At 41.7% G+C, this 14637-nt stretch carries 12 protein-coding genes; 5 read left to right on the top strand and 7 right to left on the bottom strand.

Features of this window, described 5'->3' with window-relative positions:
- Positions 1-62 precede the first annotated feature (62 nt).
- The gene (locus MIC7126_RS0124570) at positions 63-1457 is read left to right on the top strand and encodes a TldD/PmbA family protein (RefSeq protein ID WP_017655779.1); all 1395 of its coding nucleotides are present in this window, start codon (positions 63-65) and stop codon (positions 1455-1457) included.
- 55 nt (positions 1458-1512) lie between these two features.
- Here MIC7126_RS0124570 and coaE read toward each other — a convergent pair whose 3' ends face one another.
- The 5 genes from coaE to MIC7126_RS0124545 form a co-directional block, all read right to left on the bottom strand.
- Positions 1513-2115 (bottom strand): dephospho-CoA kinase, encoded by a 603-nt coding sequence (gene coaE, locus MIC7126_RS0124565; protein WP_017655778.1) that lies wholly within the window; start codon positions 2113-2115, stop codon positions 1513-1515.
- Positions 2112-3683, bottom strand: coding sequence for a uroporphyrinogen-III C-methyltransferase (gene cobA, locus MIC7126_RS0124560; RefSeq protein ID WP_017655777.1), 1572 nt, complete (start codon positions 3681-3683; stop codon positions 2112-2114). Before cobA ends, coaE begins: the two co-directional genes overlap by 4 nt.
- Positions 3684-3742: 59 nt before the next feature.
- Positions 3743-4210, bottom strand: coding sequence for a tetratricopeptide repeat protein (locus MIC7126_RS0124555; protein WP_017655776.1), 468 nt, complete (start codon positions 4208-4210; stop codon positions 3743-3745).
- Positions 4211-4214: 4 nt separating this feature from the next.
- A complete protein-coding gene (locus MIC7126_RS0124550) occupies positions 4215-5147 on the bottom strand; it encodes a homogentisate phytyltransferase (RefSeq protein WP_017655775.1) in 933 nt (310 codons plus the stop codon).
- A 134-nt stretch (positions 5148-5281) separates the two neighbouring features.
- Positions 5282-6124: a methyltransferase domain-containing protein gene (locus MIC7126_RS0124545; RefSeq protein WP_017655774.1), complete on the bottom strand. Its 843-nt coding sequence runs from the start codon at positions 6122-6124 to the stop codon at positions 5282-5284.
- Between the two features lie 174 nt (positions 6125-6298).
- Here MIC7126_RS0124545 and MIC7126_RS0124540 point away from each other — a divergent pair, with 174 nt between their 5' ends.
- Positions 6299-7633 carry a TrkH family potassium uptake protein gene (locus tag MIC7126_RS0124540; protein WP_017655773.1) on the top strand — a complete coding sequence of 445 codons (1335 nt, stop codon included), beginning with the start codon at positions 6299-6301 and terminating at the stop codon, positions 7631-7633.
- Between the two features lie 151 nt (positions 7634-7784).
- On the top strand, positions 7785-8480 hold the full coding sequence (locus MIC7126_RS0124535) for a potassium channel family protein (RefSeq protein ID WP_017655772.1): 696 nt from the start codon (positions 7785-7787) through the stop codon (positions 8478-8480).
- 33 nt (positions 8481-8513) lie between these two features.
- Here MIC7126_RS0124535 and MIC7126_RS0124530 read toward each other — a convergent pair whose 3' ends face one another.
- A complete protein-coding gene (locus tag MIC7126_RS0124530) occupies positions 8514-10361 on the bottom strand; it encodes a bifunctional serine/threonine-protein kinase/formylglycine-generating enzyme family protein (RefSeq protein WP_026100502.1) in 1848 nt (615 codons plus the stop codon).
- A 354-nt stretch (positions 10362-10715) separates the two neighbouring features.
- Positions 10716-11525, bottom strand: a complete 810-nt coding sequence (locus tag MIC7126_RS0124520) for an ABC transporter permease (RefSeq protein ID WP_338010330.1) — start codon at positions 11523-11525, stop codon at positions 10716-10718.
- 364 nt (positions 11526-11889) lie between these two features.
- Between MIC7126_RS0124520 and MIC7126_RS0124515 the strand changes: the two genes are divergently transcribed.
- Together MIC7126_RS0124515 and MIC7126_RS0124510 are read left to right on the top strand one after the other, a co-directional pair.
- Positions 11890-12975 carry a glycosyltransferase family 4 protein gene (locus MIC7126_RS0124515; protein WP_017655768.1) on the top strand — a complete coding sequence of 362 codons (1086 nt, stop codon included), beginning with the start codon at positions 11890-11892 and terminating at the stop codon, positions 12973-12975.
- Between the two features lie 127 nt (positions 12976-13102).
- On the top strand, positions 13103-14251 hold the full coding sequence (locus MIC7126_RS0124510) for an alanine--glyoxylate aminotransferase family protein (protein ID WP_017655767.1): 1149 nt from the start codon (positions 13103-13105) through the stop codon (positions 14249-14251).
- The last annotated feature ends 386 nt before the right edge of the window (positions 14252-14637 follow it).

Below are 14637 nucleotides of genomic sequence, written 5' to 3'. Positions count from 1 at the left end.
TTAACAAATATTGACCAAATAATTGCAAAATAAATGGAGTTCGTCATTATTAGTGTCGAGAAATGCCGACTACATTTGCTGATGTGCAGAATTTGCTTTCTGACTTGATTTCTCGCTACTCGTCCCAAGTCGATTATCTGATGATTCGTCTGGAAGAGGCGGAGGGGACGGATATATTTTTACGTGGCGAAAAGGTGGAAACTCTGAGTGAGGGGATTTCCATTGGTGGACATATTCGCGCTTGTTATAAGGGTGGATGGGGGTTGAGTTGCTTTAACCAGCTTTCGACAATTAAGGAACGGATAGAAGAAGCGATTGCTGCAGCGCGAATTGTGGGTGATGAGGAAACTTTACTTGCTCCTATTGACCCAGTACAAGCTGTATGTCGTCTACCTTTGACTGGTACTGACCCCAGGCAAATTTCTTTGAGTCAGAAAAAAGAATTGTGCGATCGCTATTCTCAGTTACTCAAAAGCACTAACCCGCATATTACCACAACTTCGGTACGCTACGGTGACAGCGCCCAAAGAATTATTATTGCTACTTCCGAAGGAACTCTGATTGAGCAATCTTGGGTGGATATGGAAATGCGGTTCGCTGCTACGGCGAGAAATGGCGACACTGTGCAAACTGGGAGAGAAACTACCGGCTCTCGCAAAGCCTATGAAGATTTAATTAATTTGGATGCACAAGTCAAAAGTGCTGCTCAAAGAGCCGTTGCGGCTTTATCTCTACCCTCGGTCAAAGGTAACACTTACACTGTGGTGATTGACCCGATTCTCACGGGTTTATTTGTCCACGAAGCTTTTGGACATCTTTCGGAAGCTGATATGGCTTATGAAAACCCGGATTTGTTGGAAGTAATGACCATTGGGAGACGCTTTGGCCCGGAAGAATTGCAAATTTTTGATGGTGCGGCTCCTCCTGGTCATCGGGGTAGTTATTTTTACGATGATGAGGGGACTCCTGCTAGCACAACTCAACTGATTAAAGATGGGATTTTGGTCGGTCGTCTACATTCCCGCGAAACCGCCGGTAAATTAGAGGAAACACCCACGGGTAATGCTCGGTGTCTTAATTATCACTTTACGCCGATTGTGCGGATGACAAACACTTGGATTGAGCGCGGAAAAACCCCAGTTGCAGACTTATTCACGGATATCAAAGAGGGGGTATACGCTCGCAATTGGCTAGGGGGAATGACAAATGGGGAAATGTTCACCTTTAGCGCTGGTGAAGCTTGGATGATTAGGAATGGCAAAATTGCTGAACCAGTTAGGGATGTGACGCTTTCTGGTAATGTTTTTCAAACTTTAGCAGATATCGAAGCTGTGGGCGAAGATTTTTACTGGGACGAATCCGGCGGTTGTGGTAAAGGCGGACAAAACGGTTTACCTGTGGGTTGCGGGGGCCCTAGTTTACGGATTCGAGATGTGATTGTTGGGGGTGAGATGTAACAAGGGCATTGGGAATGGGGCAATTCAACTCCAGGATTTTAGATTGGGTTTTAATCTAACCCCTATTCCCTAACCCTTTTTCCACCGCTTGATCAATTTGTTGAAAAAGTGCTGCTGTTGTGAGAGAATTGTCTAGAACAAGATATGCTTGGGCTGCTTTTTGTTCTAAAGGTAATTGACTGTCGATGCGTGCTTGTGCTTCCTCTAGACTGAAGTGATTGCGCTCGATTAACCTTTGTAATTGTTGGGCTTGGGAACAGCGGACGACCCAAATTTCTGTGACTAAATTGGTCATCTTCGCTTCAAACAGCAAAGGTATAACTAATATTATAGTGGGCGAGGGTGTGGCGGCGATTTCTTGGAGAAAGCGATCGCTCACGTAAGGATGAATCAAATTTTCTATCCAAGTGCGTTCTTCTTGGTGATGAAAAATGATTTCGCCTAATTTTTGACGGTTGAGATTACCGTCGGGTAATAAAATTTCTTCTCCATAACGGTGAGCGATCGCTGTTAAAATTGGAGAATCTAGAGATACTGCATCCCTAGCATAAATATCTGCATCTAATATTGGTAAGTTATAAGCACTAGCTAAATAATTAGCGACGGTGGTTTTACCTGTAGCGATACCTCCGGTTAAGCCGATGATGCGTTTTGTCATTGGTTATTGGTTATTTCTGTATTCCTTGTCCATTTAATTATGGCTTCAGCTAATCCATCTAAAGTATATTCTTCAGCTTCTACATCCACACGCCCGAATAAGTCTTGACAAGTTTTTGAAGTTTGGGGTCCGATGGAAGCAATACAAACTGTTGCTAAAAAAGATTGATTCGAGAGGAGGTTGGAGATGATTTGATTGAAGAATTGTACTGTTTTAGAACTAGCAAAGGTAATGATATCTACAGTTTGATTTTCCAATGCTAATTTGGCTGATTCGGGAATACTATCAGGACAGCAAGATTGATATGCGGCTACTTCGATGACATCCGCACCTTTGGCTGAGAATTCTTTGACTAAAACTTCTCTTCCTCCGCTTTCAACTCTGGGAAATAATAGCTTTTTTCCTAATAATGCTTCGGGAAAGTTTTCTACTAAGGAATCGGCGACAAAGCTAGGAGGAATATAATCTGGTTTTAGCGAGTGTTGCTGGAGACTCTGGGCTGTTTTTTCACCCACAACAGCAATTTTCATCCCAGCTAAGGCGCGAGAATCTTTACCTTGGGCGTTTAATCTCGTAAAAAAGTAATCTACGCCGTTGGTAGAAGTGAGAATTAACCAATCAAAATCAGATATATTAGCGATCGCACTATCTAAAGCCTGCCAATTTGTCGGTGGTCTAATTTCCAAGGTAGGCATTTCAATTATTGTTGCACCTAATGCGGTGAGGCGATCGCTAAATTGACTCGATTGTCCCACTGAACGTGTGACTAGGATAGTTTTTCCCGTCAGTGGGAGTTGGGTAGATGAGGTGAGATTGCTATCCACAATTTTGAAATCTATTTTCTCAGGTTGTAAGTACTGGCGTAACCCGACAACTTCGCCAATGACGATGACTGCAGGCGAAAGCGATAAGCCAGAGGTTTGTTCTAGAATATCACTCAATTGAGCCGTCCAAACCTGTTGATTAGGAGTACCCGCCCAACGGATAATAGCGATGGGTGTGGTGGGGGATCGCCCTTGTCGCAGTGTTCGGTGTACAATCTCCGATAGGTGTTGTCCTCCCATCAAAATCACCAGTGTTTCTAACCGTGACAACGCTTCCCAATTTAAAGCATCCGGCTCATGGGCTGTAAACACAGCAAAACAGCGACTCAAAACCGGGTCTGTGAGGGGAATTCCTGCTAGTAATGGTGCTGCGAAAACGGAAGAAATTCCTGGGACTATTTCTAAATCACAACCAGATTTTTTTAGGGCTGTAATTTCGGAAGTACACCGCCCAAAAATAAACGGATCACCTGATTTTAGTCTGATGACTTGCTTTCCCTGCTGACAATATTTTACCAATAAATTGTTAATTTCCCCTTGAGTTGTACTGGGTTTACCGCCGCGTTTCCCCACATCTAATTTGAGACAGTCGATGGGTACACACTCCAACAATTGAGGATCTACCAAAGCATCATAGACCAAAACTTCAGCTTGTTTCAAAAGATTGTGAGCTTTTACCGTCAGGTACGCCACATCTCCAGGCCCAGCACCTACAAGGTAAACTTTACCTTTTTTTTCACTCATAACTGATATGGATGAGATTAATTGCAAGCGGTGCTGCTAAAACCATAATGACTATCAATTTAACTTGATTTAGCACTGATTTTATCTAAAATATGGGTGATTTGTGCGGCTTTTTCCGGTTGACGCTGTTTTTGCAATAAATCTTTGGCTTGTTGTAAATTAGTTTTAGCTGCTTCTAACTGATTTTGTTGCATCAGCAGATTTGCTAAACGTAAGTAACCTTGAGGGTTTTTAGGACTGCGGCGAATCACTTCATCAAACCATGTTCTAGCTTCTGCTGTTTTACCTTGCTGAGTTAAAACATCTCCCAACATTAAGCGCACCACATCATTAGTAGAATTCAAAGAAATGACTTTGCGAAAAGCTGTTTCTGCGCCTGGATAATCTTTTTGCTGATAGAGATTCACACCTGTTTGAAAAAAGTTGGAGGTAATCAAGGTTTTTCCAGCAAAATAAATCAGCAAGATAATACTAGAAACTACTATAATAATGGCAAAAATGTTCGTGATTGGTAAAGCTTCAAGCATGATTTTAAGCCAAGAGACAAGCTACAGGAAAAATTAGATATTCAATGAAAAACAGCTTCCAAATGAATTGATAAAAATTAGCGATCGCATTTTTATCTTCCAAGTCTACCGCCCAACTTTGCAACCACATCCAAACCAGCAATATTAAATGAGAAATCACTAAAAATAGCGGATTAACTGCAGCTATCCGTGTTACCCCAACTAAAATCATTCCCAAATAACAAAGAGTAATCACCCAAAGAGCGAGATTAAAAACTGCTTCGGCGCCTAATTGCAAGGTGAAAGTTGTGATATTGTAACGCAGATCGCCTTCCATATCCGGGATATCTTTAAAAATAGCGATCGCAAAGGTAAACACCACAATAAACACTGTCAGCGCCCACACTGTCGGCGGAATCGTTAAATTTTCTAGCGATCGCCCGCTAAAATGCGAAAATAAACCTAAATTAACAATAGTCCCCCGGACTGAGAAAATGCACAAAGCAGCCCAAAAAGGAAACCGTTTCAACCTAATTGGTGGTAAAGAATAAGCAGTTCCAATCGCTAAACTAATCGCTACCATCGCCAATAAAAACGGCCCAGTCAACCACGCAATCACCAGCGCCAAAATTCCCGTCACCCCAACAATTAACTGTCCTTGTTTGCGAGAAAATTCTCCTGACGCCAGTGGTAAATAAGGCTTGTTAATCTTATCAATTTCTACATCTTCAAGTTGATTTAAACCCACAATATAAATATTGCCACACACACAAGCAATCCAACTTCCCAAAACTGAAAATATCGAATAATTTCCCCCACCAACAGCAACAGCAATCAAAAACAAAGCTAACACACTCAAACTAGTACCAATAATTGTGTGTGGACGAGAAAAGCGCCACAAAGCATCCCACCAATTAGTCTTGACATCAGTAGAATTTTTCCCTGAAACCTGATTCATGCTCACTCCTCTTTAGCGCCTCTACCATTCGTTATCATGATGCAATTAACCAATGAAAAAATCCTTTTTTGGAGAGGTTGCATTGCCATGTCTCGATATTAATTTATCAGTCACATTCTTTTAGCCAAATAATATTACTTATTGCCACACAACAACCCAAAACGAATCAACCCGCGCTCATAACCCCGACGCATCAACCCCAAAGCCAGCGCTCCTTGAATTGTTGTCCAACCCGAACTTAATAACCCCCAAATCGCTTGGGGAGTAATCGCCGAATCAATCACCACATCCCAAAACGGCGCGACTGCAGTTGACCAATCAGCCGTGCGAAGATGTTGTAATGAAAGTTGACGAGCGATCGCCTCATATTCTGGTAAAGAAATTACATAAGGCAAACAATACACCTGATAAATTTCTTGCAAATGCTTTTGCTCATCCACACTCAGCGGTACTACATCCGTTGGTCGATGACACCAAGTCACCATAATTAACTTGCCACCAGGCTTTAAAACCCGATAGCATTCTTGTAGAAACTTAGCTTTATCTGGCATGTGTTCACCACTTTCCAGTGACCACACCAAATCAAAAGAATTATCAGCAAAGGGCGTTGCTTGAGCATCCGCGACAAGGAATTGACTTTGAGCACCCAAATTCGCTTCCTGAGCACGTGTTGTGGCTCTAGCGGCTTGTACAGGACTGAGAGTAATACCTGTGGCTCTGGCGTCAAACTTCTCTGCCAAGTATAAAGAACTACCGCCAATTCCACAACCCACATCTAGGATATTCTCCGCCGATTCTACTCCAGCCCATCTCAGCAGTTCTTCAATTAAATCGATTTGCGCCTGACGACGGTCTACTTTGTAAGTACCATTTGGGCCGTAGTAGCCATGATGCATGTGCTCTCCCCAAATCTGCTCCCACAGACCAGAGGAAGCATCGTAAAATTGCTGAATTTGCTGGTAAAGTGTTGTACTCATGGAGATAGCAGTTGAAGGATGAAGGATGAATCAGGGAAAACTTAATTTTTTTCACAGGGTTGTTTGTACCAGTTTTTACTTTATCATTCATCATTAGTTAAAAACAGTTGATAGTTTACATACAATCAGCAAACATATCAATACCAATTGAGGATTGGAAAATTTAAATCGCTTATGACGGTTTCGCGCACAGTTTGCTTGGGTTTTCTAGCTGTCATTACTGCGGGAGCAATCCTATTGATGATGCCATTTTCCACTAGTAATGGTAATTGGAATGATCCGATTGTGGCATTATTCACCTCGACATCTGCAGTTTGCGTAACTGGTTTATCAGTGGTAGATCCAGGTACTTATTTTTCTTTCTGGGGTCAATTTTTTATCGCCCTGTTAGCGCAGATTGGGGGATTGGGTTACATGACAACTACCACATTTTTGATTTTGCTAATTGGGCGCAAGTTTGATCTGCGACAAAAAATAGCAATTCAACAATCTTTAGACCGACCAGGAATGAGTGGAAGCGCTCAAGTTATTCGTTCAATTATTGCCACAACGCTAATTTTTGAAATCACTGGTGTATTTTTATTAATGGCAGCTTTTGTTCCAGATTATGGTTGGAGTCAAGGAATATGGCTAGCGGTTTTTCATAGTATTAATGCTTGGAATAATGCTGGATTTAGTTTATTTAAAGATAACTTAATTGGTTATCAATCATCTGTCTTAGTAGTTGCCACAATCACAGGCTTGATTATCTTTGGTGGGATTGGTTATCAAGTAATTTTAGAAACGTATCTTTGGGTGCGCGATCGCCTTTTCAAAAAACACAATAATTTAGTATTTTCTCTGGATTTTAAAGTTGCTACGAGCACAACTTTATTACTTCTAGGCATTGGGACAATTGCCTTTTTATTAGTTGAAAACAAAAACACACAAACATTAGGCTCTCTCAACTTTACCGACCAATTATTAGCAGCTTGGTTTCAATCAGTTACACCCAGAACCGCCGGATTTAACACCATAGATATCGGCAAAATGACCAATGCAGGTTTATTTATCACGACTGCACTCATGTTTATTGGTGCTAGTCCAGGTGGTACAGGTGGTGGGATTAAAACTACAACCTTGCGAGTCCTCACCAGTTGTACAAAAGCCATTCTTCAAGGTAAAGAAGAAGTGCTATTATATGAGCGCAAAATCGCCATTTCTTTAATTTTAAAAGCTGTGGGCGTGTTAATCGGTTCCATGTCTACTGTGATTGTGGCTACAATTTTAATTACCCTCACAGATCCCGAACTAGATTTCATTCAAATTCTATTTGAAGTAGTATCAGCCTTTGCAACAGTTGGTCTTTCCACAGCTATTACAGGTAGCGTCTCCGTCCCAGCCAAGCTAATATTAATTGTCACCATGTATATCGGCAGAGTTGGGATTCTTTTACTCATGTCCGCTATACTAGGAGATCCCCGTCCTAGCAGCGTTCATTATCCTGAAGAGAATTTACTTGTGGGATAAACAACTAAAATATGAAGTATGAAATTACTGCATAGATGTTGAGAAACAACCTGATAAAATAGAATCTGTCTGGCAAAAATAATTCTTTTTAACTAATCAAGATAGCTAGTTTTTGCCCCAAATACAGGGAGCGCTAATAAGGATAACAATTGTGAATCTGTCATCATTAGGTTTTTTTCGCTCTTTACGTAAAGATAACCACCAATTTGCTGTAATTGGTTTAGGTCGGTTTGGTCGTTCCGTTTGTTCTACACTCCATAGATTAGGCTATGAAGTCCTAGCAACAGATATCGATGAAAAACGAGTATCAGCAGCATTGACCGAGCAAATAGTTGGTCATGCTCTACAAATAGACTCGACAGAAACAGCCGCACTCAAAGAAGCGGGAATATTTGAATTTGATACAGTTATAGTGGCAATTGGCAACTATATTCAAGAAAGTATCATTACCACTCTCAATGTTAAAGAGGGTGGTGTACCTCATGTAGTTGCTAAAGCCTCTAGCGAAGTTCATCACAAACTGTTAAAAAGAGTAGGAGCAGACCATGTAGTTTTTCCTGAATATGAAGCTGGGTGCGCCCTAGCACGCACACTCACCAAACCATCAATTCTAGAGAGATTTGATCTCGACCCAGATAACAGTATTGTAGAGCTAATTGTCCCAGATGAATTTCACGGCCGGACTATTACTGAATTGCAACTGCGTAACCGCTATGGTGTAAATTTGTTAGCAGTTAGTCAAGGTGGGAAATTCCTCATTAATCCTGAGCCGAACAAGCGTTTAGAACGAGGTTCAGCGATGGTAATTATTGGCTGTAATAAAGATATTAGTCGCCTACCAATTTGAGATTTTAACTGACAAACTCCGGGTAATCGATAATTACTCGATTACCTGAGAAAAAACTACCCGAAAACCACAGATTCGCAGTCCTCCATCCGACTCATTCCAGCTACGACTAGCACTGCGACAAAGTTCAGCGCTAAAACTCCAAGAACCACCGCGCAGAACGCGACGATGAACATCACCGTCAATTTCCCAAACAGTGCTATCTGTTGGTGCGCCACGATAATTATTATGCCAAGCATCAGCGCACCATTCCCAAACTAAGCCGTGCATATCATACAATCCAAAAGCATTAGCAACAGCAAAACTGCCAACATTTGTAGTTTCTTTACGGTGTTTATTTCTCGCTTCAGTGGTGTAAGTTTCACCGTCACTGTAACATACTAAATCTGCAGTAATTGTTTCACCAAAATGAAATGATGTATTAGTTCCAGCCCGACAAGCATATTCCCATTCTGCTTCACTCGGTAAACGATAATCTCGACCAGTTTTTTCTGAAAGCCTCACACAAAATTCTACCGCTTCATACCAAGATACATTTTCTACTGGTCGATTTGCACCTTTATATTTAGAAGGGTTAGGATTCAAAGATTGTTTAATTTTTGGTAAAGCTGCTACAGCTCGCCATTGCGCCTGAGTGACGGGAAATTTACCGATAAAAAAGGGTTTGACTGTGACTTGATGTTGGGGACGTTCATCAGCATCTCCCTCAAAAGCCGGCGAACCCATCATAAAATTCCCGCCAGGAATTGATACCATTTCTAATTTAATTGACTGATTTAATTCTTCTGAAAAAAATTCTGCACTGCGACTTTCTCGGCTAACTTCCCTACCACCCGTATCTACAGTCACTACCTTAAAATCAAATATTTGTAATGGTGGAAGTGGGAGAATAATTTTTTCTGGCAGAGGTGGTAATATCAGTTTGGTAATTGCTAAAATTTCTGCTTCTAAAGCCGAAGTCGTTGTAGACTTCAAATCTTGAATCACTTCAGCCGCTGACTGATATCTATCTTTTGGTAAATGCTGGAGTAATCTATCAAGAATTTTCCCTAAACCATCGCTGATGGTAATTCCTTTTTCTTGGAGAACTTCTAACCACAACCACTTAGCATTCATCGCATCATAAAGACGGTCTTGAATTTGTCCATCAGCAGTTTGTAATGGCAAAGATTGTGTGAGCAGACGTACACAAGTGACACCCAAAGCGTATAAATCGCTAGCATGACAAGCAAATCCAGCCATTTGTTCTGTGGGAGCGTAGCCAATGGTATAAATGACTGTTGCTTGTCTGGCTAAACTGGTTTGTGTGACTTGTTTTGCACCACCAAAATCAATTAATACAGGCTTACCATCGCTATCACGGCGGATAATATTTTCTGGTTTGATGTCCCGATGGATGACATTTAGGGAATGAATGAAGTCAATAACTGGGAGAATATCAGCTAAAAGTTGTCGGATTTGTTCTTCATTGAAAAGTCGCTGCTGAACTTCTTGCAAAAGTGTTAGTCCTGAGATAAACTCTTGTACAAGATACAAGCTCGCACCTTGTTCAAAGTAAGCTAGTAATCTGGGAATTTGTGTGTGATTTTCTCCCAGTTCATACAACCGAAACGCTTCTTCTTTAAAAAATTCCGCAGCTTTGTTTCTTTGGATTGTGCCCTGGACTTGAGGAAAAAATTGTTTGATGACGCAAGGTGCGTTTAGTCTATCAACGTCTTCTGCTGCATAAGTTCTGCTAAACCCACCTTCACCTAACAGCCTTGACACGCGGTAACGGTTTCTCAGCAGTCTGCCAAAGTTGCTGTGTCCACAACTTACGCAAAACCTATTGCTGTCATGATTGAAGGGGTTTGAGCAATTGGGATTTTGGCAAATTTGCATAGTGAGGGGAAGATAGCATTTTGTCCCAAGTTAGCCCCAATATAATCGAATTGAAACCAGATATGTATCTAAATAAACATGAGAATAAATCTAACTGCGTATATGAGAAAATTAAGTTGTATAAATACAACGATTTTATTTATTCTTTGGTCTTTAGTTGGTGTTTATAAAATATAAATAGAGGTAGAAGTTAGATTCAGATTATCAACCAAATAATAAGACTAAGCCATTTAATTTGTCAAGTAGGTTATTTGACAATTTGCTAAAATCTGTGAATTTAAAGGAATTTTTGCGAAATTTGATATCAGTTTGTGAATATAAACCATGCACCAACAACAAATAATAAATCACAAATTAAACTCTTGAGTTTTTCTCTCCAGAAGCGCGAATTAATTCCGCTACTAAAGCAGCGATCGCTGATAGTAAAATTAATATTACACTCAGAGCATTAATATCAGGTTTCACGCCCGTTCTGATGCGACTAAAAATTTCCATTGGTAAGGTGTTATAACCGCTACCAGCAGTGAAACTAGCAATCAAAAAATCATCTAGACTGAGGATAAAAGCCAGCATACAACCAGCGACTATTCCAGGCATTAACTGTGGTAACAATACTTTGATAAATGCTTGTGTTGGTGTAGCACCTAAATCTAAAGCTGCTTCTTCTAAATGGGGATCTAAATTTGTTAGTCTCGCTGCTACCACCACTCCCACATAAGCTAGACAAAAGACAACATGGGCAGCAATAATTGTCCATAAACTCAAAGGGATGGCAAACGCTACCAGAAAAACCAGGGTAGCCACAGCAATTGCAATATCTGGAACAATCAACGGTAAATAAGAGATACCATAATATAAATTCTTACCCGGAAACTGATAACGCCTCAACCCCACCGCCATCAAAGTTCCCAACACAGCTGCAATCCCTGTAGCAGACAATGCCACAATCAAACTATTAATTACAGCCGAAATAATCCGCTCATCATGGAATAATTGACGATACCAGTCAAGAGTGAATCCTTGCCAAGTTCCACTGTAGGGTGACTGATTGAAGCTGTAAAAAGCTAATACCAGTATTGGCAAATACATAAAAATAAATATCGCTACTGAGAAAACCGCCTGCCATGTGACACGCGGTTCCTTTGGAGATGAGGAAGTATTCACGATTAGTAGTTTGTTTTCTATTCATCAAGCCATAAAAAAATATCACATTTTAAACAAAAAGTCAAGATAAAGGCTCAAGAATAACCAGGAAGAGAGAGTTTCCCTCTGCCATAATATAAGTTCAAACAACAGTAACGTATAGAAAATTTTATGTATTTGAATGCATTTTACCTCCTGAGAGTAGGATAACTTCCCTACAAAGATAGACAAAAAATATTGCTATAAAAGCATAAGATTTTGTAGCAATTATTAATACAGTTGGTAATTCTGGTGAAGTTCTCTAAGCGAGTGAAATACTCGTATTCACTCCTTAACAATTCCGTAGAAACCACGAATGCCAGTCTGATTTTTTAGGAGAATGATGATGCGAATTGCTCAAGTAGCTCCATTATGGGAAAGAGTTCCACCTCCAGCTTATGGAGGTATAGAGTTAGTAGTGGGGTTACTCACTGATGAACTCGTGCGGCGGGGACACGAGGTGACTCTATTTGCATCGGGAGATTCTATCAGCCTAGCCAAGATGGTTTCAGTGCACCCACGCGCTCTCAGGCTTGATCCTGATGTTAAGGAGTGTGGTATTTATGAAACACTGCAACTGGCGTCACTTTATGACCAAGCCGAAGAATTTGATATCATCCATTCTCATATGGGATGTGCGGCACTTCCCTATGCCAATCTCGTAAAAACTCCCACAGTTCATACATTGCATGGCATTTTTACTCCAGATAACGAAAAAATTTTTAAATACGCCCAAAAACAACCCTATATCAGTATTTCTGATGCTCAAAGAGAAGAAAGGTTAGGGTTAAATTACGCAGCAACAGTTTACAACGGCATTGATACCAACAGTTATCAATTTTATGAGCAATCTGATGAGACGCCATATTTAGCATTTTTAGGGCGAATGTCTCCCGAAAAAGGCCCACACCTAGCCATCGAAATTGCCAAACAATCCGGCTGGTGTTTAAAAATGGCAGGTAAAGTTGATGTTGTGGATGTGAAATATTTTGAACAAGAAATTAAGCCACACATCGATGGGAAGCAGATTCAATATTTAGGTGAAGCTAACCATGTTCAAAAAAATGCTTTGATGGGAGATGCGGTAGCCACTCTATTTCCTATCACTTGGCGGGAACCATTTGGTTTAGTAATGGTAGAATCAATGGCCGCTGGGACACCAGTCATAGCGATGAATTTAGGCTCTACTTCCGAGGTTATTGCTCATGGAAAGACAGGGTTTTTGTGCAAAAATACACAAGAATGCGTCAACGCCATTAGCCAAGTTGTAGATTTAGACCGTCGCGTCTGTCGTCAGCATGTGATGAACCACTTTAGCGTGGAACGAATGACTGATGGGTATGAAGCAGTTTATCAACAAATATTGCAAAACAAATTTAGTCGCAATGGACATGTCCGCAGACCAGTCAGTTTAGTTAATACTTTCAAATAAAAAAATGTAAAATCTCACAGATAAGTTTGTGATGGTGCTTGAGCGCTCAAGTACCACTACGAACTATTTGCCCATAGGTGATGCGATCGCTTTATGATGCGGTAAGTACCATCTAGCTTCTAAAATCATGACTCCCACTGTCTCCATCAATAATAGTCAGTTATTGTCACTAACGCCTCTAGAAATCCCCTCTCGTCTGCTATTAGGCCCCGGCCCCTCCAACGCCCATCCTGCAGTTTTGCAAGCGATGAACACTCCACCAGTTGGGCATCTTGACCCCGCTTTTCTGTTATTAATGGATGAGATTCAGTCATTACTACGCTATGTATGGCAGACAGAAAACCCCCTCACCATCGCCGTTAGCGGTACGGGAACCGCAGCCATGGAAGCGACCATCGCCAATGTCACTGAACCAGGAGACGTAGTTTTAGTTGGTGTAGCCGGCTACTTCGGTAATCGTCTTGTAGATATGGCTGGACGATACGGCGCTGATGTCAAAACTATCACCAAACCTTGGGGACAAGTCTTTAATTTAGAAGAACTCCGCACCGCCCTTGCTACCCACCGTCCAGCAATTTTAGCTCTGGTTCACGCCGAAACCTCCACCGGTGCGCGCCAACCCCTAGAAGGAGTTGGAGAATTATGTCGTGAATTCGGTACTCTATTGTTAGTTGATACAGTCACCAGTTTAGGTGGTGTCCCCATCTTTTTAGACAATTGGGGTGTAGACTTAGCCTATAGTTGCAGTCAAAAAGGCTTGGGTTGCTCCCCCGGCGCTTCACCTTTTACAATTAGTCACCGGGCTGTGGAGAAATTGCAACAGCGCCGCACAAAGGTGGCTAACTGGTATTTGGATATGACCTTGCTCGGTAAGTATTGGGGAGCGGAACGCACCTATCATCACACAGCACCAATTAACCTTTATTATGGTTTGCGGGAAGCACTGCGTTTAATAGCAGAAGAAGGATTAGCTAATTGTTGGCAACGTCATCAAAAAAATGTGGAATACCTCTGGGAAGGTTTAGAAGATTTAGGATTAGGTTTGCATGTAGAGCGCGAATTCCGCTTACCAACTCTGACAACCGTTTGTATTCCCCCAGGTGTAGATGGTAAAGCGATCGCCCGCCAGTTACTGATAGAACATAACATTGAAATTGGCGGGGGTTTGGGAGAACTCGCAGGTAAGGTTTGGCGCGTAGGATTAATGGGATTTAATAGCCGTAAAGAAAGTGTAGATCAACTTTTAGCAGCACTGCGGCAGGTTTTACCGCGTTAGTTTTAGAAGGTGAGGGTGTGGGGAGATGGGGAGGTGGGGTGATGGGGAGATGGGGTGATGGGGAGTGTGGGAAGTGTGGGAAGTGTTGGGTGATGGGGAGTGTGGGGAGGTGGGGTGATGGGGTGATGGGGTGATGGGGAGGTGGGGTGATGGGGATTAAAGTTTGAGCCTTTGAGCTTGAAGCGTCAGCCTTTAAGCCTCAAGCGTCAGCCTTTAAGCCTCAAGCGTCAGCCTTTGAGCCTCAAGCGTCAGCCTTTGAGCCTCAAGCGTCAGCCTTTGAACCTCAAGCGTCAGCCTCTGAACCTCAAGCGCGAGCCTTTAAGCCTCAAGCGTCAGCCTTTAAGCCTCAAGCGTCAGCCTTTGAACCTCAAGCGTCAGCCTTTGAA

The sequence above is a fragment of the Fortiea contorta PCC 7126 genome, from assembly GCF_000332295.1.
GTDB lineage: Bacteria > Cyanobacteriota > Cyanobacteriia > Cyanobacteriales > Nostocaceae > Fortiea > Fortiea contorta.
The sequence above is the reverse complement of the archived record's forward strand: the minus strand, read 5'-3'. Positions and strand labels throughout refer to the sequence as shown.